Source organism: Agreia sp. Leaf210 (assembly GCF_001421485.1).
Classification (GTDB): Bacteria; Actinomycetota; Actinomycetes; order Actinomycetales; family Microbacteriaceae; genus Agreia.
Genome location: NZ_LMKK01000002.1, coordinates 577,141 through 595,899, shown reverse-complemented (window position 1 = coordinate 595,899; position 18,759 = coordinate 577,141). Strand labels below are relative to the sequence as shown.

At 67.5% G+C, this 18,759-nt stretch carries 14 protein-coding genes; 3 read left to right on the top strand and 11 right to left on the bottom strand.

Annotated elements, in window-relative coordinates:
- The first annotated feature begins 28 nt into the window (after positions 1 to 28).
- Entirely contained in the window at positions 29 to 451 is a 423-nt protein-coding gene (locus ASE64_RS08805; RefSeq protein WP_055778896.1) for a heat shock protein transcriptional repressor HspR, read from the top strand.
- A 28-nt stretch (positions 452 to 479) separates the two neighbouring features.
- Here ASE64_RS08805 and glpX read toward each other — a convergent pair whose 3' ends face one another.
- The 3 genes from glpX to ASE64_RS08790 form a co-directional block, all read right to left on the bottom strand.
- The gene (glpX, locus tag ASE64_RS08800) at positions 480 to 1,358 is read right to left on the bottom strand and encodes a class II fructose-bisphosphatase (RefSeq protein ID WP_055778894.1); all 879 of its coding nucleotides are present in this window, start codon (positions 1,356 to 1,358) and stop codon (positions 480 to 482) included.
- 22 nt (positions 1,359 to 1,380) lie between these two features.
- Positions 1,381 to 2,727, bottom strand: coding sequence for a glycosyltransferase family 87 protein (locus ASE64_RS08795; protein ID WP_156351734.1), 1,347 nt, complete (start codon positions 2,725 to 2,727; stop codon positions 1,381 to 1,383).
- A gap of 115 nt (positions 2,728 to 2,842) precedes the next feature.
- Positions 2,843 to 3,676 carry a class I SAM-dependent methyltransferase gene (locus ASE64_RS08790; protein WP_055778889.1) on the bottom strand — a complete coding sequence of 278 codons (834 nt, stop codon included), beginning with the start codon at positions 3,674 to 3,676 and terminating at the stop codon, positions 2,843 to 2,845.
- A gap of 76 nt (positions 3,677 to 3,752) precedes the next feature.
- Here ASE64_RS08790 and ASE64_RS08785 point away from each other — a divergent pair, with 76 nt between their 5' ends.
- Positions 3,753 to 4,889: a class I SAM-dependent methyltransferase gene (locus ASE64_RS08785; RefSeq protein WP_055778886.1), complete on the top strand. Its 1,137-nt coding sequence runs from the start codon at positions 3,753 to 3,755 to the stop codon at positions 4,887 to 4,889.
- A gap of 46 nt (positions 4,890 to 4,935) precedes the next feature.
- Complete coding sequence (locus tag ASE64_RS08780) at positions 4,936 to 6,405, top strand: GntR family transcriptional regulator (protein ID WP_055778883.1); 1,470 nt, start codon at positions 4,936 to 4,938, stop codon at positions 6,403 to 6,405.
- Between the two features lie 31 nt (positions 6,406 to 6,436).
- Here the strand turns inward: ASE64_RS08780 and ASE64_RS08775 are convergent, their stop codons facing one another.
- The 8 genes from ASE64_RS08775 to ASE64_RS08740 form a co-directional block, all read right to left on the bottom strand.
- Complete coding sequence (locus ASE64_RS08775; RefSeq protein WP_082466025.1) at positions 6,437 to 8,017, bottom strand: APC family permease; 1,581 nt, start codon at positions 8,015 to 8,017, stop codon at positions 6,437 to 6,439.
- 26 nt (positions 8,018 to 8,043) lie between these two features.
- On the bottom strand, positions 8,044 to 8,901 hold the full coding sequence (locus ASE64_RS08770) for a universal stress protein (RefSeq protein ID WP_055778881.1): 858 nt from the start codon (positions 8,899 to 8,901) through the stop codon (positions 8,044 to 8,046).
- Between the two features lie 72 nt (positions 8,902 to 8,973).
- Entirely contained in the window at positions 8,974 to 10,968 is a 1,995-nt protein-coding gene (locus tag ASE64_RS08765) for a primary-amine oxidase (protein ID WP_082466024.1), read from the bottom strand.
- A 12-nt stretch (positions 10,969 to 10,980) separates the two neighbouring features.
- Positions 10,981 to 12,321: a 4-aminobutyrate--2-oxoglutarate transaminase gene (gene gabT / locus ASE64_RS08760; RefSeq protein WP_055778878.1), complete on the bottom strand. Its 1,341-nt coding sequence runs from the start codon at positions 12,319 to 12,321 to the stop codon at positions 10,981 to 10,983.
- A 9-nt stretch (positions 12,322 to 12,330) separates the two neighbouring features.
- A complete protein-coding gene (locus tag ASE64_RS08755; protein WP_055778874.1) occupies positions 12,331 to 13,770 on the bottom strand; it encodes a gamma-aminobutyraldehyde dehydrogenase in 1,440 nt (479 codons plus the stop codon).
- Positions 13,771 to 13,886: 116 nt separating this feature from the next.
- Entirely contained in the window at positions 13,887 to 14,183 is a 297-nt protein-coding gene (locus tag ASE64_RS08750) for a hypothetical protein (protein ID WP_055778871.1), read from the bottom strand.
- A gap of 64 nt (positions 14,184 to 14,247) precedes the next feature.
- Complete coding sequence (locus ASE64_RS08745) at positions 14,248 to 15,114, bottom strand: C40 family peptidase (RefSeq protein WP_082466023.1); 867 nt, start codon at positions 15,112 to 15,114, stop codon at positions 14,248 to 14,250.
- A gap of 184 nt (positions 15,115 to 15,298) precedes the next feature.
- Positions 15,299 to 18,649 (bottom strand): DEAD/DEAH box helicase, encoded by a 3,351-nt coding sequence (locus ASE64_RS08740; protein ID WP_055778864.1) that lies wholly within the window; start codon positions 18,647 to 18,649, stop codon positions 15,299 to 15,301.
- Positions 18,650 to 18,759: the final 110 nt, after the last annotated feature.

Genomic DNA, 18,759 nt, shown 5'->3' with positions numbered 1-18,759 from the left:
CCGCAACAACCAGTCAGGAAGGCAGGCCATGGACGAGAACTCACCGATGTTCGCGATCGCCATGGCCGCCGAACTGGCCGGCATGCATCCGCAGACGTTGCGCCAATACGATCGCCTCGGGCTCGTCAGCCCGACGCGCACGGCGGGCAAGTCGAGGCGCTACTCCATGCGCAACGTGGTGCAGCTGCGCGAGATCGCCCGGCTCTCTGCGGAGGGCGTCAGCCTCGAGGGCATCGCCCGCATCCTCACGCTCGAGAATCAGGTGTCCGCCCTCACCGGCCGCGTTCGCGAGCTCGAGAGCGCACTCGCCGACGAACTGCTCAACCGGCCGAACCGTCGCGTCTTCGCGGCCGATGTGCAGGGCGACGTGGTGTCGCTGAAGCATGGAACGCGTACCGCTCGGCGCACCGAGATCGTGATCTGGCGGCCCACGCAGGCAGAACTCGACTGACCCGAGGGGTGCTGGTCTAGCTCGCTGCTCAGGTGACGGGCGTCGAGACGAAGAGCACTCGGTCGCTCGCGACCAACTCGTCGAGCGTGAACACACGATCCAGATCGTGGCCCGCTGCGACGGCAGCCGTGCGCTCTTCCTCCGACTGCGGCGCCATGCGGCCCTGCATGAAGCCGCCGAGTGATCGCACGGCGCACGCCGCGATGATCCCTTCGGGGGTGCCGCCCGTGCCCATCACCGCATCGATGCCCGACCCGGGCGTGGCGGCGGCGATCGCGATCGAGACGTCGCCCTCTCCGACCAGATGAACGCGCGCCCCCACCTCGCGCAGCTCGGCGACGAGGGATGCGTGCCGCGGCTTGTCGAGAACGCCGACGACCAACTCGCTGAGCGGCTTTCCCAGCGCACCGGCCAGCCTCGCGGCGTTATGCGCGGGCGAGTTGCGCACATCGAGCACGTCGATGCCCGCTGAACCGGCGATGAGCTTCTGCATGTAGAACACGTCGCGCGGATCGAACATGCTTGCCCGCGGGGCGAGCGCGATCACGGCGACGGCGCCCGGCAGATTCTCTGCAGCCAGCCTGGTTCCGTCGAGGGGGTCGACCGCGACGTCGCATTCCGGACCCTCGCCCGTGCCGAGGCGCTCGCCGTTGGCGAGCATGGGCGCCTCGTCCTTCTCTCCCTCACCGATCACGACGGTGCCGTCGAACGGGGCCCGACCGAGCGCATCCCGCATCGCCGCGACGGCGAGCTCGTCGGCCGCGTTCTTGTCGCCCGAGCCCACGAGGGGCTGGCAGGCGGATGCCGCGGCCTCGGTCGCGCGGACGACCGCGGCGACCAGCTCGGCCGGGTAGTTCTCCGCCCCGACGACGGTGGTGGGAGCGAGGGGAGACGACTGCGGGGGCATGGGTGAAAAGGCTACCCCTGCCCTAGACGGCGACGCGCGCTCGACGCTCTTCGCGCTGGCGGGCGCGGCGCTCGAAGCGTGGTTCTGCGCCGGCGGCGCGGGCGCCGAGGTAGATCAACTCGCGCACCGCCCATCCGAGAAGAACCACGAGCAGCATGTTGCGACCCGTGAGCAGCATGGCGACGCCCGGGTCGCCGGCGATGAGGGGCATGTACAAGATGGGGAACACGAAGGTGGTGAGCACCGAGATCGCGACCATCAGCAGCGCGGGGGTGCGCCAAGCGCGCCACCCCTGCGTGATGCCCACGGCGATGATCGGGGCGAGCCACAGCATGTACTGAGGCGAACCCACCTTGTTGAAGACGACCAGTGTGGTGGCCAGCGCCAACGATGCGACGAGCAGCAGCTTCTGGGTGTCGGCGCCGCGGTGCTTCGCCCACACCACGAGGGCGAGCACGCCGACGACGGCGAGGGCGAGAGCCGGCGTCATCAGCGCGATGGCCACGTGGTCGTAGGGGCCGACGACCTCGCGCGTGGCGATCGCGGTGTTGTTGACGATGCGGCTGCCGGGGCGGTCGAGGATCGCGAGCCAGAGCCAGGGTGTGGTGACGGGCGCCTCGAGCTGTAGACCGCGCGAGGTCTGCATCTGTGCGAAGCCGAGGAGGTACTGCAGGCCGCCCAGCGCCCACACGATCGCGGCGACCCCGACCGAGAAGACGGCGCCGGTGGCGATGGCAATGCGGCGACGCGGGAACGCCCCGAGGATCGCGAGGAAGATCGCGGCGGGCCAGACCTTGATCCAGGTGGCGAGCGCCAGAAGAGCGGATGCGACGATCGGCCGACGGGCGATCAGAACGAGGGCGATGATCACCAGGGGAGCGGTGATGCCCTCGAGGCGGAGCAGGGCGACGGGGCTCAGGAGCGTGAGGATTCCGAGCCACCACCACGACGCCAGGATGCCGCGGCGCGAGCGACCGCGGTTGGACAGCACGATGATGGACACAGCGTTGAGCGCGGCGATGAGCACGAACCAGAGCAGTTGATAGAACTGCGGGCCGGCGATGTTGGAGATCGAGATCGGCAGAATCGCGCCGATCGGGTACACCCACTCGAAGTGGATGCCCGGCCACTGGCCGAAGGTCTCTGCGGCCACGGCCCAGCGCCGGTAGAGGGGCAGGTCGCCCTCGACGGTTCCGGCGATGATGTTCGGCAGCAGGCCGAGAAAGTAGACGATGTGCAGACCCACGAAGCCCCACACCAGGGTGCGCGGCTTCTCGAAGACCTCGGACTCGGGGATGACCGGTCGAATGAATCGGTCGTACAGAGTCGGTCGGGCGATGCCCGGTGCAGTCATTTCAGTTGTCGCCACTCTAGTGACCGTAGTGTCGAACGGCTGCTAACGAGCAGGGATTTACCTTGTGGTTACCTGACCGTCGCTTGCCGGACACCCGTTCGGAAGCGTGCGAACACGGGGCTCTCTCGGCTCACGACGCCAGCTTGACCGCCTGGATCGTGTAGCTGAGAGGTGCGACGCCGGCTCGCTGGTCGAGGGCGAACTCGCCACCCGGACGCATCAGCATCTGCCCTGGCAGGGCCCGCCACGGCACGCTGTCGTGCTCGACGAGCATGGTGAGTGTGAGGCCAGCGTCGAGGAGCGCCGTCACGATCTCGCCGATGCCGTGGTTCCATTCGTAGGTCTTCGTGGCCGTGATCGGCTTGTCCGTCTCGACGTAGCTCGCGTCGTCGTCCCACTCGAGCGGGTCTGGCTGCTCGAAGTACGGAAACCGCAGATGCAGATCGTCGCTCAGCCGCTCATCCATGGTCCAGAGAATCGGATGACCCTCGCGGATGAAGAGACGGCCACCCGGTTTCAGCAGGCCCGCGACCACCGCAGCCCACCGGTCGACGGAGGGCAGCCAGCAGAGCGCCCCGATGCCGGTGTAGACGAGGTCGAAACCGCCCTCGCCGAGCGCGTCGATCGCCGAGTAGACGTCGGACTCGACGAAATCGACGGCGTCGCCCGTCTCGGAGACCAGCGCTCGAGCCTCATCGAGGGCGACCGGCGAGAAGTCGAGCCCCGTCACGTGGGCGCCGAGCCGGGCGAGCGAGAGGGTGTCGGTGCCGATGTGGCACTGCAGATGAACGGTTCGTAGCCCCTCGATGGGGCCGAGTCGCTCGCGGTCGAACCTGACGACATCAGAGATGAGCTGCCTGTCGTCGATGTACCTCTGCACCTGGTAGCCCACCCCCGTGCGCACGGCGTGCGCGGATGCGCGGTCGTTCCAGTTGTCGCGGTTCGCGTTGACGTAGTCGGTCATGGTCGGCTTCTCTCTGCCGCCGTCTGGCGAGCCGACCAGAATAACAGCCCACGCGCATCCCTGTCAGGATGGGGGGATGCCTGATTTCTCGTTCGACGACCTCCGCCGCTTTCCTGACGTCGAGGCCCCCAATCTCTTCGCCGTCGACGCAAGCGACAGGCTGATCCTCGATGAGGCAGCGGATGCCCTTGCTGCGGCCGGCCCTGGCGAGGTGGTCGTGATCGGTGATCGATACGGGGCGCTGACGCTCGGCGCAGCGGGGCTGCACGGGGCCACGCGCATCCGGGTTCAACAAGACGCGCTCACCGGCGAACGGGCCCTGGCCCGCAACGGCGACCGCACGCAGCTCGCCGGATCGTTCGAGTCGATGGCCCTGGACGCCTCGCTGGTCGAGGGGGCGACGGTGGTGCTCATGCAGCTTCCGCGCACCCTCGCCGCACTCGAGCAGGCGGCGGCGCTCATCGCGCGCCACGCGCATCCGTCGGTCGTCGTCTTCGCGGGTGGGCGCATCAAGCACCTCTCGATCAGCATGAACGAGGTGCTCGCGAAGCACTTCTCCGAGCTGCGCGTCAGCCTGGCACGGCAGAAGTCGAGGGTGCTCGTCGCCTCCGGGCCGACCGGATCGGCCGCGGACGACACGGGCCCCGAGGCCGTTCGCAGCGAGTTCCACGACGATCTGCAGCTGTGGGTCGCGGCACAGGGCGCCGCGTTCGCGGGCACGAAGCTCGATATCGGCACCCGTTTTCTGCTGTCGTTCATTCCGCAGATGCAGGCGCATCCCAGCGTGGCCATCGACCTCGGATGCGGCACCGGCGTTCTCGCGGCAGAGATCGCCCGGGCCCGGCCCGATGCGCGGGTGATCGCGAGCGACCAGTCGTCGTCGGCCGTCGCATCCGCCCGCGAGACGATGAGGCTGAACGGCCTCGAGAGCCGCGTCGACGTGGTGCGCGACGACGCGCTGCGCTCGCAGCCGGATGCGTCGGTCGGGCTGATTCTCTGCAACCCTCCGTTCCACGTGGGCGCGGCCGTGCACGCCGACGCGGCTCTCGGGCTGTTCCGCGATGCGTCGCGCGTGCTGCGGTCGGGCGGCGAGCTCTGGACCGTCTTCAACAGCTCGCTCTCGCACGCCACGACGCTGCGAAAGATCGTGGGGCCGACCGAGGTGCTCGGTCAGAACACGAAGTTCACGGTCACGCGCAGCACCAAGCGCTGACGCGCCCTTCGGGTGATAGCGTCGAACCGCAGCCCAGGGAGATCAGATGTCGCGTTCGCTCGGCCTCACCGCAGAGGCTCGTTCGGCGGTCTTCGCGCCGCTGGCCGGCCCGGGTCGCAGTGAACAGGTCGAACAGCGGATGCGCGAGGCCATCGTGCTCGGCCTGGTCGGGCACGGCGAACGCCTGCCCCGAGAGACAGAATTGGCGCGGCAGTTCGGTGTGGCCGTGTCGACGGTGCGCGAAGCGCTCGACGCGCTGCGCGGTCAGGGCCTCGTGCGTACCACCCGCGGACGTGACGGAGGCAGCTTCATCACCTCGAGCGAAGAGGGCCAGCGAGAACTGCTCGCCGCGCGCCTCTCGCGGTTCTCGCGGGCGCAGCTGCACGACCTCGCGCTGCAACTCGGAGCGATCAGCGGCACCGTCGCCGCGACGGCCGCGGTTCGGGCCAGCGTAAGCGACATCGAGAATCTGCGGTCGATCACCCAGTCGATCGATGTCGACAACGAGGTCTCGGCTCGCCGCGGAGAGGCGCTGTTCCGCGTGGAAGTGGCCGCGGCCGCCCAATCGCCGCGGCTCGTCGCCGAGGAGCTGCGTCTGCAGGCGGAGTACGGGCCACTGCTCTGGTTCGGCATGCGCGACCAGGCCCTGCGTCACGCGGTGCTCCGTTCGCAGCTCGCCCTGATCGAGGCCCTGGGTGAACGCGACGGCGCGAGCGCGCGGATGATCGTCGACGAGCAGCTGTCGGTGCTGACGGCCGGGGCCATCTCGTTCGCGGATCAGACCCGGGCCGGCGCCGACGAGGCGACGGTGGGCGCGCCCACCACGCTCGACCACTGCGTCGCCCTCGTCGTCGACACCTTCGACACCGTCTTCTCCACGCTGGGTCGGGCGCGCGATGCGTTCGCGACCACGCTCGCGGGCCTGGCGCATCCGATCACCAAGGCGGCACTCGACGGCAGCGTGCGAGCCCTCGCCGAGGCAGAACTGGCCGACGGCGCTCAGCTGGTCATCGGGGCGGGGTTCGTGGCCACTCCCGGATTCGTCGACGACGCGGCGTGGCACCTCGCGTGGTGGGTGCGTCAGGCCGGGGATCCTCTTGTGCAGCGGCTGCCGCCTCGGCAGCTCGCCGTCGTCGAAGACCCCGAATCGGAGTTCTTCCGCGACTACACGCGGCTCGAGTGGTGGCGAGGCGTAGCGTCGGGCGAGTCGAGCCACATCACGGGCCCGTACGTGGACTACCTGTGCACCGACGAGTTCATTCTCACCCTCACCATGCCGGTGTTCGATGCGTCGGGCGGGCAGCCCGGCGTGGCAGGCGTGGATGTGACGGTGTCGGCCCTCGAGGCCCGGTTCCTGCCCGCGCTGGGCCGGCTCGGCGAACGCGTCACTCTCGTGAACGCGCAGTCGCGGGTCGTGCTCTCGACGGATCCGTCGATCGCGGCGGGAACACTGCTGCACGGCGGCGGCGAGCGCGTGCCCTGCGGCGCGCTGCCGCTCGCCCTCGTTCAGCACTGAGGGGCCTCGCAGCTGCACCTCAGCGCACGACTCAGTCGGTCGACGTTCCGCGTTTCAGCGTCTTGCCGGTGAAGAACGCGGGATTCACGGCGCGCATCACGAACATGAGCGCGACGCCCGCGAGCAGAAGGAACGCGCCCAGGATGAAGACGAGGCCGAGCCCGCCGATGTTCGAGCCGCTGCCGTAGTCGGGGTTCATCGAGTCGATCAGGGTGGTCACGAAGATCACCGCGAGAATCACCCCGCCCAGCAGCGGCGCGAGGAACTTGAAGAGGAACGACCGGGCTCCGGAGAAAGCCTCTTTACGGAAGTACCAGACGCACGCGAGTGCGGTGACCCCGTAGTAGAAGCAGATCATCATGCCCAGCGTGAGGATCGTGTCGGTGAGCACGTCGTTCGACACCACGCGCATCACCGCGTAGAAGCCCCAGGCGACGACGCCCGCGATGATCGTGGCGAAACCGGGCGACTTGAAGCGCGGGCTGATCGACGCGAAGCGCTTAGGGAACGCCTGGTAGTGACCCATCGCCAGCATCGTGCGGGCCGGGCCCACGAAGGTCGACTGCAGCGAGGCTGCCGAGCTCGATAGAACGGCGAGAGACAGCAGGATGGCGAAGGGCCCCATGATCGGGCCTGCCAGCGCCGCGAAGACGTTGCCCGAGATGTCCTCGTTCCCGAGTCCGAGCTCGCCGGTGCCGATTCCCGAGAACATCAGGCTGGCGACGGCCACCAGGATGTAGAGCACGAAGATGATGCCGACGGTCAGCGTGGCGGCTCGACCGGGCGTGGTCTTCGGGTTCTTGGTCTCCTCGTTCATGGTGAGCGTCACATCCCAGCCCCAGAAGATGAAGATCGAGAGCGAGACGCCAGCGGCGAAGGCCGAGAAGGTGGGCACGGCGAACGGGTTGAACCACTCGAGGCTGAACGGGGTGGCGTCGAAGGCCGATCCGTCGGCAAAGTGAACGATGGCCGCGATGGCGAACCAGACGAGCACCACGAGCTGGAACCCGACGAGCCAGTACTGGATCGACTTCGTCGTCTCGACACCGCGATACGACACGTAGCAGGCGCCGACCATGAAGACCAGACAGGTGAGGATGTTGATGGGCACGTTGCCGGCGAGATCGGCGACGGTGTTCTCGACGCCGAAGGTCTCCAGCGCCTGGCCGATCGCCAGATATAAGAAGTCGACGGCGACACCCGCGAGATTCGAGAGCACCACCACCGTCGCGACGATGAGTCCCCAGCCCCCGAGCCATCCGAGCCACGGCCCGAATGCTCTGGTCGCCCAGGTGAACGACGTGCCGCTGTCGGGCATCGCGTTGTTCAATTCACGGTAGCCGAGCGCCACGAGCAGCATGGGCAGGAAGCCCACGAGGAAGATCCCAGGCATCTGCGTTCCGACGGCGGCGGCCGTCGGGCCGAGCGACGCCGTCAGCGTGTACGCCGGCGCGATGCACGAGATACCGATGACGGTGGCCCCGAGCAGGCCGATCGAGCCGGCCGAGAGGCCTTTCGACGAGAGACCCGTCTTCGCGTCCGCCGCGTCGATGAAGTCGACGCCGGCGTCGGTGCCGGAAGCTGACGAGGAGGCTGTGTTCTTGCGTGCCATGATGTCGATCCTTCTACTGTGAGGCGCTACGCGGCGTGATTGGGAACGACGATGAGGGGCACGGGAAGAGAGTGCAGCATGCGGTTGGCGGTAGCGCCGAGGAAGATGCGGCTCGGGGATGCGAGCCGGCTCGATCCGACGAAGGCGATCTCGTCGTCTCGCCAGCCGAGGGCCTCCACGGCGGCCTCGACACTCGGGCCCTCCGCGACCTCGGTCGAGAGGATGCCCTCGGTCTTCTCGCGCTCGGAGAAGTAGTCGAGCACGGTTAGAAGGTGCTCGTCGCTGGTCACCGGGCGGGAGTCGCCCGCTCCGACCTCGACGAGGGTCACGAAGCGCAGCTCGACGTCGAGTCCCTCCGAGATCGACACCATCGAGTCGAGCAGGGCCTGCCAGCCCGGTCGAGTTCCGATGGCGCAGGTGATGCGGCTGATGCGCTCGGGTGCGCGGTAGCCGCGCGGGGCGAGGGCGACGGGCACGGGGGATGCGTGCAGGAGGGAGTTCGCCACGCTGCCGATCGAGAAGCGCTGCAGGATTCCCGTGCGGGCGGCCCCGACGACGATGCGATCGGAGCCGAAGGCCTGGGCAGCCTCGATGAGGCCCTCCGAGGTGGACTCGGCCCACAGCACATGGCTCGTGGCTGTCACATCCGTCGGAACCTTCTGGATGGCCTCATCCAGCCAGAGCTGCGCCTGCTGGGCGATGATGCCCTCGTAGTCGGCGGCGGATGCCGGTACCTTTGCGGGGACCCCGGTGCTCTGCGGCAGGACGAGGCAGATGCGGAGCTCGGAGTCGGTGAGTCGGGCGAGCGCAATGCCCAGCTCGACGGCCTCCCGCCCGCGCTCGGTCGCCTCGTAGGCGACGACGTAGTTCGCTGTGCGGGTCACGGGGGAGCTCCTTCGCTCGTTGCCTGGGCCTGACGAGGCGGTGGTCGCTCGTCAGGCTCAGGGTCGGATCTATCAGTGGTTGTGAGTCAGGCCGCCGTCGGTACTGGGGGCGTGGTGGTCGTGACCCGAATGACTCGCGTGGTCGCCGTGGTCGTGACCGGGTGCGCAGTGTGCGCCCGGACTCGGTTCCACGTCGATCGACGGGTTGCGGTCGAAGAACGAGACCGGCTTCATCCAGAACGACACGGTGTCGCTCGGCATGATCGGCCAGTCCTCCTGGCGGGTGATGTGGTGGATGCCGAAGACGTACCAGAGCACCAGGTCGGTGTTACGTACCGGGCGCTCGGCCTGGATCCACTCGGGCAGCCCGTGGTCGATGGAACTCTGGTTCACGAACTCGCCCGACGGCCAGCGCTCGTTCTCGTCGTTGGGTGTGACCCAGACGGTGTGGCCGATCACCTGTGCGCGCTCCAGCACGGCGGAGCCGGGAGCGAAGAACGAGGGGATCGCTCCTCCCGGAACCAGCTTGTACGCGACCTGGTTGCCGATCGTGTTGCGCTTGTTCTCGTTCACGATCTTCCACGCCCGCTGCGTGTTCCAGTCGAAGTCGTCGTGACCCTCGACCTCGATGGGCGTGTTCGCCTGAACCAGCGCGAGACCATGGGGGTTCTCGTCGGAGATCGGAACGATCTGGGTCTCGCTGCGCACGACCGTGTTCTCGGTGCCGTCGATGTCGAGGTCCATGCGCGCGACGATGAAGTGCTGGTGGAACGGCGCGTAGGTGCGGTTGTCGACGAGCGTTCCGTGAGGATGCGCCTGGCCCTCGTCGATGTGCGTGACGACCATGATTCCGGTGGCGCGCACCTCGCACTCGATGTTGCCGTCTTGATAGAAGCGCCAGTAGACGAGGTACTCGTAGTTCGCGACCGTCACGTGGAAGGAGACGACCAGCCTGCGCATCCGTCGTACCTCTGCGCCGGCGTCGTGATCGACGTGCTTCCAGAGCACGGCGTTGTCTTCCTCGTGGACGCAGAACGCGTTCGGAATCGCGTACGGCTCGCCCTTCGAGTCGTGCATCACGGCGTCGATGTAGCGGATCTCGCCCAGGCAGTCGCAGCCGAGCTCCAGCGAGGTGGTCATGAAGCCGAGGCCCCACTCGCCGATGTCGAAGGCGGTGCGGCGGAAGTGGTCGACGCTCGGATCGCGGTAGGGCACCACCATCTCTGAGAACGAGAGGCGGTTCGCGATGGAGCGCACCTCGTCGCCGTCTTTATAGGAGATGGAGTGCAGGGTCATGCCCTCGCGGTAGTTGAAGCCCACCCGCAGCGACCAGTTCTGCCACTCGATGAGGTTGCCGTCGACCTCGACACTCGTGCCCTCTGGCTGCACGATGTCGAGCGGCTTCAGCGGCGGTCGCTTGTAGTGCTCACGGATGCGCTCGGGGATCAGGTGCGGAACGTACTCGCCCATGATCTCGGGCTTCTCGACCGTGAAGCTGTCTTCGATCTCGAGCAACTCCATGCTGTTGACGTCGATCACGCAGTGGAAGCCGTTGACCGGGCCGGCATACGGGTTGGCGCCGGGCTGCGACTTGACCCAGGTGTCGCTCCAGCCGAGGCGTCGGCCCTTGTACTTCTCCGGGATCACGGCGGCGCCGTAGGTCCAGGTGTCCATGAAGACGAGGTCGAGATCGGTGATGCCGCGCTTCGCGAGTGCGGCGACCACGTCGGGATTGCCGCGCAGCATGGCGTCGGCCTCTTCCCACTCGTCGACGGTGAAGTTGGCCTGCACGTCGGGCACATGCGTGTACTCGAGAAGGGCATCGGATGCGAGCGACACGACCGCGATGTAGGTCGCGTTCTCGGCGCGGTTGAGTACCACGAGGCGGGCGCGACGGTCGGGAACGGTGCCGTCTGCTTCGAACTGCTTCACGGCGGCCTTCGACGGTTCGACCATCTCGATCGAGGCGAAGCGCCACCCGGGGCCGACGCCCTTGTCGCGTGTGAGGATGCCGGATGCTGCGCGGAACTCGTCGGCGTTCAGCGGGTCGAGGGGGTGAAACGTCATGGAGAAGTCCTTTTATCGGGTGGCCGAGCGGACAGCGTCTTCGAGCACGCTGATCCCCTCGAGAAGCAGGGCGTCGTCGATGACGAGCGAGGGGAGCAGGCGGATCACGTTGCCGTAGGTTCCGCAGGTGAGGATGATGACGCCGGCCTCGAGAGCCGCAGCGGCGACGCGTTTCGTGATGTCGGCATCCGGTTCTGTGGTGCCCGGCCGCACGAACTCGATGGCGAGCATGGCGCCTCGGCCGCGCACGTCGCCGATCACCCCGGTGGCGTCGGCGAGGGCGTGCAGCCGGGGCAGCACGATCTCCTCGATGTGGCGGGCGCGCCCGGCCAGGTCGTGCTCGCGCATCTGGGCGATGGATGCGACTGCCGCGGCACACGCTATTGGGTTGCCGCCGTAGGTGCCTCCGAGGCCGCCGGGATGCACGGCATCCATCAGCTCGGCCCGGCCGACGACGGCCGCCAGCGGAAGCCCGCCCGCGATGCCCTTGGCGAGCGTGAGGATGTCGGGAACGATGCCCTCGTCGTCGCTGGCGAACCAGGAGCCCGTGCGGGCGAAGCCCGTCTGCACCTCGTCGGCGATGAAGACGACTCCGTTGGCGGTGGCCCAGGCGCTGAGAGTGGGCAGGAATCCGGGGGCGGGAACGATGAAGCCGCCCTCGCCCTGGATGGGCTCGATGATGAGTGCGGCGACCTGGTCGCCGCCGAGCTGCTTCTCGATGGCCAGGATGGCCCGGTTCGCGGCCTCGACGCCCGAGAGGCCGGCCTCGTCGCGGAACGGGTACGACATGGGCATGCGGTAGACCTCGGGCGCGAACGGTCCGAAGTTGGTCTTGTAGGGCATGGCCTTGGCGGTGAGCGCCATCGTGAGGTTGGTTCGGCCGTGATACGCGTGGTCGAAGGCGACGACCGCGTCTCGACCGGTGGCGAGGCGGGCCACCTTGATGGCGTTCTCGACCGCCTCGGCGCCGGAGTTGAAGAGAGCCGAACGCTTCTCGTGGTCGCCGGGAGTCAGTTCTGCGAGGAGTTCGGCGACCTCGACGTAGCCCTCGTACGGCGTGATCGTGAAGCAGGTGTGCGCGAAGTGCGTCGACTGCTCGGTGACCGCCGCCGCGACGGCCGGGTTGGATGCTCCCACGCTGGTGACCGCGATGCCGGCGCCCAGGTCGATGAACGAGTTGCCGTCGACATCGACGACGACCCCGCCATCGGCATCCGCTGCATAGACGGGAACGAGAGACGAGACGCCCGCCGAGACGGCCTTGCGGCGGCGCTCCATGAGGGCGGCCGACTTCGGCCCGGGGAAGGTCCCTGTGATGCGCCGCTCCTGCGGCAACCGGTGCGTGATGGTCATGAGAGCCTCCTATTCGAGCGACGACATCACGTGCTTGATGCGCGTGTAGTCCTCGACGCCGTACATCGACAGGTCTTTGCCGTAGCCCGAGTACTTGAATCCGCCGTGCGGCATCTCGGCGGTGAGGAGGATGTGGGTGTTGATCCAGACGGCGCCGAAGTCGAGGTCGCGTGAGACGCGCATCGCGGTGGCGTGGTCGGTGGTCCAGACGCTGGAGGCGAGGGCGTAGCGCACGTCGTTCGCGAGCTCCACGGCCTCCTCCTCCGTGCTGAACTTCTGCACAGTGATGACCGGGCCGAATGTCTCGTCTTGAACGATGTCGTCACTCTGCAGCACGTTCGTGATGACCGTGGGCTCGAAGAAGTAGCCCGTGGTGCCGACGCGGTGGCCACCGGTCGCGATGACGGCGTGCTCGGGAAGCGACTCGACCTTGGTGACGACGTCGGTGAAGTGATTGATGTTGTTGAGCGGGCCGAAGTAGTTCTCGCTGTCGTCGGCGTTGCCGGTCTTGCGCTCTTTCGCCTCGATCGACAGCGCCTCGACGAGCTCGTCGTGGATCGAGTCGTGCACGAGCACGCGGGTGATCGCGGTGCAGTCCTGGCCGGCGTTGTAGAACGAGAAGTCGGCGATGGCGGCGGCTGTCTTCGCCACATCGACGTCGCCGAACACCACGGCGGGGGCTTTGCCGCCGAGCTCGAGGTGGGCACGCTTGAGGGTCTTCGCCGCCCCGGATGCCACGGCCATACCCGCGCGCACGGAGCCGGTGATCGACACGAGGCCGGGAGTGGGGTGTTCGACGATGGCGGCGCCGGTGCCGCCGTTGCCGAGAACGATGTTGAGCACGCCGTCGGGCAGGATCCCCTGGCTGATCCGGGCGAGTTCGAGGGTGGACTCGGGCGTGGTGTCGCTCGGCTTCAGCACGATCGTGTTGCCGGTCGCGAGGGCGGGGCCGATCTTCCAGATGGCCATGAGGAACGGGAAGTTCCAGGGGGTGACCTGGCCGACCACTCCGATCGGCTCTCGGCGCACGTACGACGTCGTTCCCTCGATGTATTCGCCGGCGCTCTTGCCCTCGAGCAGGCGTGCCGCCCCGGCGAAGAAGCGGATCTGGTCTGCTCCCGCCTCGATCTCGTCGGTGCGGATCGTGTCGCGGGGCTGTCCGGTGTTGCGATGCTGCGCCTCGACGAGAGCATCGGCGTTGGCTTCGATCGCATCGGCGAGCTTCAGAAGCGCGAGCTGCCGTGCCCCTGGCGTGAGTCGTGCCCAGGGCTTGAAGGCGGCCTTGGCGGCCCTCATGGCGGCATCGACGTCGTCGGCCGACGACACCGGTGCCTGAGCGACGGTCTCGCCGGTTGCCGGATTCACGATGTCGAGCAACTCTGTGCCCTGCGGCTGAACGAACTGGCCGTTGATGAAGTTCTGAAGCGTGGGCGTGGACACGGATCTCATCCTCTGCGTCGAGTGGCGGAACAACCGGGCGGCTGGGGCAAGTCTGGCATCCCCCGCGTCGCTGCGGCGATCGAATCGTTAAAGATTCGATTCCGAATGTTATCACCCGACGGGCGTCACTCGTCAGAGACGGCGATCCATCTGCTCTTCACTCGGCAGGTCAGCTCCGGAGCGGTCAACTCGGCGAGTTCACGCGCAAAACCGAAGATGCCGAGCGCGATGTTCCGCGCATCCTGGTCGTCGTCGCCCGCGAACCGGATGACGATGCGGGCCTCGCCGCGCACCACCGCGATGCTCGAGGCCTCGACGATGGCGAGGGTGCGTGCGTCATCGGTCAATTCGGGCAACAGGCGGGCCGCGGCGACCCCCGGTCGCAACGCCCCGATGGCAGCAGAGAAGCGGTACGAGGGCACGGATGCGAGTATGCCACCTCGGTGGCGGACGGTCCGGACGTGGCGCGTCAGGAGAGCGTTGTACCTACAGGCGGTAGAAGACCGGGCTGCCCCAGAGGCTGTGCGCGTGCTCGACGTAGCGCCCGAAGTCGGGGGAGTGCACGACTCCGCCGGCTCCGTCGTAGATGCCGATGTGCTCGCCGGGCCAGACGACGAGGTCGCCGGCGACTGCTTCGTCCTGCGTGATCTGCGTTGCGAGTGCCGCCTGGTGGTCGACGCCGCGAGGCAGGGCGATGCCGAACTGGCCGTACACGTACTGGGTCAACCCATCGCATCCGAAGCTGTCGTTGGGGTCTGCGCCCCAGCCGTAGGGCACGACGCCCACGAACTGCTCTGCGTAGGCGACAACGGCCTCGCCGCTGTAACCGCCCTGCGGCGGTGCGAAGGTCTTGGGGCCTGACGACGGAGTCGCGGCCGTCTCGACGGCTCTCGCCGCTGCGGTGACGGCGTCGGCGGCGGCCTGCGCAGCCGCTGCCTCGGCGTCGCGCTGCGCCTGAAGAACGGATGCGTCGGTCGAGTTGTAGGAGTCGCGGGTTGCCGAGAGGGCCGAGACCTGCGCCTCGGCGTCGACATCGAGAGTCTGAGTGGCCGGAGCCGAGGTGTCGACGAAGGTCTGACCCGCGTTGACCGTGCTCGCGACCGGGTTGGTGCCGGTGGGCATCATCGCGTAGGCGGGAAGGGCCGTGACGCTGGCCATACCGGCTGCGACGATGAACACGCCGACCCGCGCGATGTTGCGCATGCCGCGGCCTCGCAACGGCGACGAGCTCGACGGGCGGGCGCGCGATTGCCGGGTCGCCTCAGCGAGAGCGGCTCTCGTCGGGGCCTGGAAACTCGTGCGCTGCCCCGTGGGTAGAAGGGCGGCGGATCGTGCCGAGCGTCGTGCACTCATGCGTTAGTACCTCAAGGATCTGTAGAGCATCGGGCAGGTAATCGGGTTCCCCCCGTGTGGGCGCAGCCGCCATGACTCAGGTCGACGAGGCGACCGGCGGGGTGCTTTTCCAACCCGGGCGACGGTACAGGGGCGTCCTGAGTGCAACCTGGCAGAGGTGAGGCCTGCTCATGCAGGGGTGCCGTCAGCTCTCGAGCAGGCCGCGGATGTCGTCTGCCGTGAGCGCCTGGCTGAACGCGGCCTCGTCGTCGAGCACGGCGTCTGTGAGCTCGGCTTTCTTGGCTTTCAGTGCCATGACCTTCTCTTCGATCGTGCCCTCCGCCACGAGGCGGTAGACCATGACGTTCTTGGTCTGGCCGATGCGGTGGGTGCGGTCGATCGCCTGCGTCTCGGATGCGGGGTTCCACCACGGGTCGAGCAGAAAGACGTAGTCGGCCTCGGTGAGGTTGAGGCCGAATCCGCCCGCCTTCAGACTGATCAGGAACACGGGAGCCTCGCCCTGTTTGAAGCGATCGATGATGTCTTTTCGCTTGCGCGACGACCCGTCGAGGTATTCGTAGGGCACTCCGAGCGCGTCGAGCCGGGCCGCGGCCTTGTGCAGGAACGTCGTGAACTGGCTGAAGACGAGCGCGCGATGACCTTCCGCGACCACATCGTCGAGCTGCTCCATGAGCGAATCGAGCTTCGACGAGGGGATGTTCGCGTATTTCTCGTCGATCAGCGAGGCATCCAGACTCAGCATGCGCAGCAGTGTGATCGACCGGAACACGATGAAGCGGTTCTTGTCGAGGTCGTCGATGAGGCCCAGCAGCTTCTGCCGCTCGCGCTGCAGTACCACGTCGTAGAGCTTGCGGTGGCTGGGAGCGAGTTCGATCTGCAGCTCCTGCTCCTGCTTGTCGGGCAGCTCGGGGGCGACGAGCTGTTTGGTGCGCCTCATCATCAGAGGCCGGATGCGGCGGCGCAGCCGCGCGATCAGCTCGGGGTTCTCGCCGCGATCGATGGGCCGCACGTAGTCTTCGGTGAACCGGCGCGACGACGGGAAGAGCCCGGGGGCGGTGATGGCGAAGAGAGACCAGAGCTCGAGGAGGTTGTTCTCCATCGGGGTGCCCGTGATCGCGAGCTTGAACGGTGCCTTCAGGTCGCGGGCGCACTGGTGAATGCGCGACGTGAGGTTCTTGGCGAACTGGGCCTCGTCGAGGATGAGTCCGGCCCAGTCGACGCCGTTGTAGGCCGAGAAGTCGAGTCGGAACAGCGCGTACGAGGTGATCACGAGGTCGGCGCCGGCGCAGATCGCCGCGACCTTCTTCTTGCTCTTGGCCTCGGTTGCGGTGATCGAGCGCACGACGAGGTGCGGGGTGAACCGTTGCGCCTCGGCCACCCAGTTCGACACCACCGAGGTCGGTGCGACCACGAGGAAGGGGACGCGGGTCTCGTCGGCTGCGACGGGTTGCTCGCGCGCATGGGCCACGAGAGCGAGTGTCTGCAGGGTCTTGCCGAGCCCCATGTCGTCGGCCAGGATGCCGCCGAGCGAGTGCGCGTGGAGAAAAGCGAGCCACGAGAATCCATCGACCTGATAGGGCCGCAGTTCGGCCTTGACGCTCGAGGGCACGGCGATCGTGTCGACGGCGCCGATCGCGTTGAGCCCGGATACGGCGGCCCGCCAGCTCGTCGCCTCGACGGTCTCTTCGGCCAGGTCTTCGAAGTCGGCCCAGAGGCTCGCCTGATACCGGCTGATGCGTGGGGTGTCGATCTCCCACTCGGCCATGCTGCGGCCCTCGTTGATGAGTTCGAGGAGTCGTTCGAAGACCGGCTGTTCGAGAGAGAGGTAGCTGTTGTCGACGAGCTTGAGCTTCTTCTTGCCCTTCGACAGCGCGGTGAACAGGGGGCCGAACGGAATGGTTCGCCCCTCGACCGTGACCATGATGCCGAGGTCGAACCAGTCGCGCTTGTCGGTCTCGACGGTGGTGACGGTGAGCTCAGGGGCCTCGGTCAGCTCCACATAGTCGGGACGCGTGCCCACCGTCTCGACCACCACGTCGTCGCGGCCGTCGATCTGATCGATGACCTCGACCACGAACTGGGCGGCATCGACGCCGTCGAACACGTTTCGGCTGGCGAAAGCGACACTCGGATCGGCGCCACCCCAGCCGCGCGCCGTGAGCGTGTGCGAGAGCAGAGAGAGGATGCGATCTTCGTCTGCCTCGTCGCGCAGAGCACTGTCGGCAGCGGTCGCGCTCAGGGGAAGAAGCGCTGAGCTGCCGTAACGCCAGCCCCACGAGATGCGCAGTCGACCCTTGGGTTCGAACATCGCCGTGAGCACCAGTGTGGCCGTCGCCTGCTCGGGCAGGTTCACCGACTCGTCGGCGCTCGTGATCGGCAGTATGCGACGGAGGCGCGGGTAGTAGTCGTCGAAGAACTCGGACTTCTCGCCGCGGGGCACCTGGATCACGTGCGACGGCGTTTCGAAGACGAGCCGGCGCTGCTCGTCGGTGAGAGGGGCGTCGAGGGGAGCGAGAGTCACGCCGAACGTCGAGCTCAGTGAATAGGAATAGAGGCCGTGCGCGCCGACCGGTCCGATCGAGTCGACATCGACCTCGGCGTCGTCGAACGCGACCGTGGTGGCCAACGCGAGGCCGCCCGATTCGTCGGCCGACGCATCCAGCCCCACGCTCGCTCGCCGAGCGACCCCCACGGTGGCGTTTTTCTTGACGCCCACCAGCGCGATGCCGAGGCGTGCGGCTTCGTCGAGCAGATGCCAGAGCAGGGGGCTCGCGAATTCGTCGAGGTAGATCCAGTCGAGGTCTTGCCCCGTGTAGGTGGCGCGGCTCGCACGCTGCACGGCGGCGAACTCGGCGAACCACCGGTGCTGCTCGGCGTCGAGATTCATGCGATTGGCCTGATGCACGACGGTGCCCCAGGTGAGGTTGTTGCGCACCCAGGCGCCGGTCGATGAGCTGCGCACCACGGGTCGCACGCCGAGACGGCGGGTCGCGGCCACGGCGGCCGACGAACGCGGCGATGCCGATGTGGATGTGGGGCCGCGCCAGCGGTCGTGCGTGCGCGCGGCTCGCTCGCGCAGCTCGAACTGCAGCGCCATGGGCACGGTTCCTGCCGCTTCTGTGTTGGCCGCCGCTCGGTCTGCGGTGACGTCGACCGCAGAGCCGAGCAGGCTTTTCCAGTCGGTGGCGATGGATGCCTCGGGTCGGCCCGACGACGCGACCAACGGTTTCATGGCACGCGCGTTGGTGTCGATGAGTGCGGCGGCGACGTGCTTGCAGTCGATGCCGACGGGGCAGTCGCACATGCTGAAGATCGGACGGAATCCGCGACCTGTCGTGCCGAGGGTGATCGAGCAGGCATAGGGCTCGGGTGCGCCTCCCTGCACGAAGGCGCTGACCACACGGGTAGCGGGGTTCCACGCGACATCGACGACCGCGCCCTGACGGAAGTAGGCCTGGCCCCGTTCGAAGGCGCTGCGACCGACCAGTCGGCTGATCTCCGTCGCATCGACGAGCGGAAAGATCGACTCGGGCATGCATCCATGCTCCCACGCACGGCCGACACGACCGCCGGTGAATCGAACGGGAATGCTGTAGCGCCATCCCGGCGTTGAGGATAAAGTTGAGTCAGCAAGGCTCAAGTTTT

What these genes read in the sequence shown, in the direction of transcription:
- ASE64_RS08805 (WP_055778896.1), top strand. Translation starts at nt 29, where the DNA reads ATGGACGAGAACTCACCGATGTTCGCGATCGCCATGGCCGCCGAACTG.
- glpX (WP_055778894.1), bottom strand. Translation starts at nt 1,358, where the DNA reads ATGCCCCCGCAGTCGTCTCCCCTCGCTCCCACCACCGTCGTCGGGGCG.
- ASE64_RS08790 (WP_055778889.1), bottom strand. Translation starts at nt 3,676, where the DNA reads ATGACCGACTACGTCAACGCGAACCGCGACAACTGGAACGACCGCGCA.
- ASE64_RS08785 (WP_055778886.1), top strand. Translation starts at nt 3,753, where the DNA reads ATGCCTGATTTCTCGTTCGACGACCTCCGCCGCTTTCCTGACGTCGAG.
- ASE64_RS08780 (WP_055778883.1), top strand. Translation starts at nt 4,936, where the DNA reads ATGTCGCGTTCGCTCGGCCTCACCGCAGAGGCTCGTTCGGCGGTCTTC.
- ASE64_RS08775 (WP_082466025.1), bottom strand. Translation starts at nt 8,017, where the DNA reads ATGGCACGCAAGAACACAGCCTCCTCGTCAGCTTCCGGCACCGACGCC.
- ASE64_RS08765 (WP_082466024.1), bottom strand. Translation starts at nt 10,968, where the DNA reads ATGACGTTTCACCCCCTCGACCCGCTGAACGCCGACGAGTTCCGCGCA.
- gabT (WP_055778878.1), bottom strand. Translation starts at nt 12,321, where the DNA reads ATGACCATCACGCACCGGTTGCCGCAGGAGCGGCGCATCACAGGGACC.
- ASE64_RS08755 (WP_055778874.1), bottom strand. Translation starts at nt 13,770, where the DNA reads ATGAGATCCGTGTCCACGCCCACGCTTCAGAACTTCATCAACGGCCAG.
- ASE64_RS08745 (WP_082466023.1), bottom strand. Translation starts at nt 15,114, where the DNA reads ATGAGTGCACGACGCTCGGCACGATCCGCCGCCCTTCTACCCACGGGG.
- ASE64_RS08740 (WP_055778864.1), bottom strand. Translation starts at nt 18,649, where the DNA reads ATGCCCGAGTCGATCTTTCCGCTCGTCGATGCGACGGAGATCAGCCGA.